Raw genomic sequence first — 3,591 nt, forward strand, 5'->3', positions numbered from 1 at the left:
GGGTGGTGGGGGTGCTGCTTGTTTTTTGAGAACTGCACAGTGGACGCGAGCATCTTTTTTGTCGCTTTAGTGTTCAAGTTTTTTAGGGCACACGGTGGATGCCTTGGCATCAGGAGCCGATGAAGGACGTGGGAGCCTGCGATATGCCTCGGGGAGTCGGCAACCAGACTTTGATCCGGGGATTTCCGAATGGGGAAACCTGGCACCCGTCATGGGGTGTCGCCGCCGTCTGAATGTATAGGGCGGTTGGTGGGAACGCGGGGAAGTGAAACATCTCAGTACCCGCAGGAAGAGAAAACAATTGTGATTCCCTGAGTAGTGGTGAGCGAAAGGGGATGAGGCTAAACCGTGCACGTGTGATAGCCGGCAGGTGTTGCGTGTGCGGGGTTGTGGGACGTTTCTTGTTCAAGCTGCCGTTTGGGCGGGGAGTGATAAATCGTGTGTGTAGTCGAATGGTCTGGGAAGGCCGACCGTAGACGGTGAGAGTCCGGTAGACGAAACGCATGCGACTCCCTTGGGACTGTTCCCGAGTAGCACGGGGCCCGTGAAATCTCGTGTGAATCTGCCAGGACCACCTGGTAAGCCTAAATACTTCCTGATGACCGATAGCGGACCAGTACCGTGAGGGAAAGGTGAAAAGTGCCCCGGTGAGGGGTCGTGAAATAGTACCTGAAACCGTGTGCCTACAAGCCGTGGGAGCTAACAGCACTTGTGTTGTGTGATGTGACTGCGTGCCTTTTGAAGAATGAGCCTGCGAGTTATGGTGTGTGGCGAGGTTAACCCGTGTGGGGTAGCCGTAGCGAAAGCGAGTCTGAATAGGGCGCCCGGAGTCGCATGCTGTAGACCCGAAGCGGAGTGATCTAGCCATGGGCAGGGTGAAGCGCCGGTAAGACGGTGTGGAGGCCCGAACCCACCAGGGTTGAAAACCTGGGGGATGACCTGTGGTTAGGGGTGAAAGGCCAATCAAACTCCGTGATAGCTGGTTCTCCCCGAAATGCATTTAGGTGCAGCGTCACGTGTTTCTTGCCGGAGGTAGAGCTACTGGATGGCCTAGGGGGCCTACAAGCTTACCGAAGTCAGCCAAACTCCGAATGCCGGTAAGTGAGAGCGTGGCAGTGAGACTGCGGGGGATAAGCTTCGTAGTCGAGAGGGAAACAGCCCAGATCATCGGCTAAGGCCCCTAAGCGTGTGCTAAGTGGGAAAGGATGTGGAGTTGCGATGACAACCAGGAGGTTGGCTTAGAAGCAGCCATCCTTGAAAGAGTGCGTAATAGCTCACTGGTCAAGTGATTCCGCGCCGATAATGTAGCGGGGCTCAAGCACACCGCCGAAGCCGTGGCATCCCAGCATCACCCAGGCGGGGACCCTTGTGGTCTTCCGTCCAGGGGTTGGGGTGGGTAGGGGAGCGTCGTGTGGGCGGTGAAGCAGCGGGGTGACCCAGTTGTGGAGGCCACACGAGTGAGAATGCAGGCATGAGTAGCGAATGCAGGGTGAGAAACCCTGCCGCCGGATGACCAAGGGTTCCTGGGCCAGGCTAATCCGCCCAGGGTAAGTCGGGACCTAAGGCGAGGCCGACAGGCGTAGTCGATGGACAACGGGTTGATATTCCCGTACCCGTGATCATGCGCCCATGCTGAGTCCGTTGATACTAAGATCGTGAAGCTCGGGTGTTCCTCTTCGGAGGGTGCCTGGTGTGGAGTGGTCGGCCTGATGCGGTAGTAGGCAAGCGATGGGGTGACGCAGGAGGGTAGCTCAGCCCAGGCGATGGTAGTCCTGGGGTAAGCACGTAGCCCGGTGTGTAGGTAAATCCGCACACCATTGAGGGTGAGGTGTGATGCCGAGCCGTTTTAGGTGAAGTGAGTGATCCCATGCTGCCGAGAAAAGCCTCTAGTTAGTGTGATTGCGGCCCGTACCCCAAACCGACTCAGGTGGTCAGGTAGAGAATACTAAGGCGATCGGGTGAACTGTGGTTAAGGAACTCGGCAAATTGCCCCCGTAACTTTGGGAGAAGGGGGGCCATGCCTGGTGATCCAACGTGCTTGGTGAGCTGGGTGTGGCCGCAGATACCAGGGGGAAGCGACTGTTTACTAAAAACACAGGTCCGTGCGAAGTCGTAAGACGCTGTATACGGACTGACGCCTGCCCGGTGCCGGAACGTTAAGAGGACCGGTTAGGGACCCTTGTGGTTTCGAAGCTGAGAATCTAAGCGCCGGTAAACGGCGGTGGTAACTATAACCATCCTAAGGTAGCGAAATTCCTTGTCGGGTAAGTTCCGACCTGCACGAATGGCGTAACGACTTCCCCACTGTCTCAACCACAGGCCCGGCGAAATTGCAGTACGAGTAAAGATGCTCGTTACGCGCAGCAGGACGGAAAGACCCCGGGACCTTCACTATAGCTTGGCATTGGCGTTTGGAGCGTCTTGTGTAGGATAGGTGGGAGACTGTGAAGCCGGCACGCCAGTGCCGGTGGAGTCATTGGTGAAATACCACTCTGGTCGTTTCGGGCTTCTAACCCGGGCCCATGATCTGGGTCGGGGACAGTGCCTGGTGGGTAGTTTAACTGGGGCGGTTGCCTCCTAAAAGGTAACGGAGGCGCCCAAAGGTTCCCTCAGCCTGGTTGGCAATCAGGTGGCGAGTGCAAGGGCACAAGGGAGCTTGACTGTGAGACAGACATGTCGAGCAGGTGCGAAAGCAGGGCCTAGTGATCCGGCGGTGGCATGTGGAAGCGCCGTCGCTCAACGGCTAAAAGGTACCCCGGGGATAACAGGCTGATCTTCCCCAAGAGTCCATATCGACGGGATGGTTTGGCACCTCGATGTCGGCTCGTCGCATCCTGGGGCTGGAGTAGGTCCCAAGGGTTGGGCTGTTCGCCCATTAAAGCGGCACGCGAGCTGGGTTTAGAACGTCGCGAGACAGTTCGGTCCCTATCCGCTGCGCGCGTAGGAGACTTGAGAGGATCTGTCCCTAGTACGAGAGGACCGGGACGGACGAACCTCTGGTGTGCCAGTTGTTCTGCCAAGAGCACGGCTGGTTGGCTACGTTCGGACGGGATAACCGCTGAAAGCATCTAAGCGGGAAGCCCACCTCAAGATGAGGTCTCCCTCCCACCTTCGGGTGGGGTAAGGCCCCCAGCTAGACCACTGGGTTGATAGGCCAGAAATGGAAGCATCGTAAGGTGTGGAGTTGACTGGTACTAATAGGCCGAGCGGCTTGAACACAAACCTGCTTTGAGCGTGTGACAAACAAGGTTTCTCGCGTCCCTGTGCGGTTCTCAGAAAACAATACAGAACCCACAACACCCACCACACCAACCCCCACAAAGGGGTTGGGGTGTGTTGATAACACAATATGACTTGCCACCCCACCCCAGACCACCTCTAGTCAGGTGCTCGCGGGGGTGGGTGTGTCACCTAAGCGTTTCGGTGGCCATGGCGGAGGGGAAACACCCGGTCCCATCCCGAACCCGGAAGTTAAGCCCTCCAGCGCCGATGGTACTGCACGGGAGACCGTGTGGGAGAGTAGGACGCCGCCGGACACAACCTACAAAGAAGGGCCGCCCCCACCAGGGCGGCCCTTCTTTCATTTCCACC

Annotated in this window: 2 rRNA genes; both read left to right on the top strand. The window is 57.5% G+C overall.

The features are described from left to right. The first annotated feature begins 71 nt into the window (after nucleotides 1–71). Nucleotides 72–3,219 (top strand): 23S ribosomal RNA (locus HKK72_RS37455). Between the two features lie 200 nt (nucleotides 3,220–3,419). Next, nucleotides 3,420–3,536, top strand: a 5S ribosomal RNA gene (gene rrf / locus HKK72_RS37460). The last annotated feature ends 55 nt before the right edge of the window (nucleotides 3,537–3,591 follow it).

The sequence above is a fragment of the Actinomadura sp. HBU206391 genome (genome assembly GCF_014323665.1).
GTDB lineage: Bacteria > Actinomycetota > Actinomycetes > Streptosporangiales > Streptosporangiaceae > Actinomadura_C.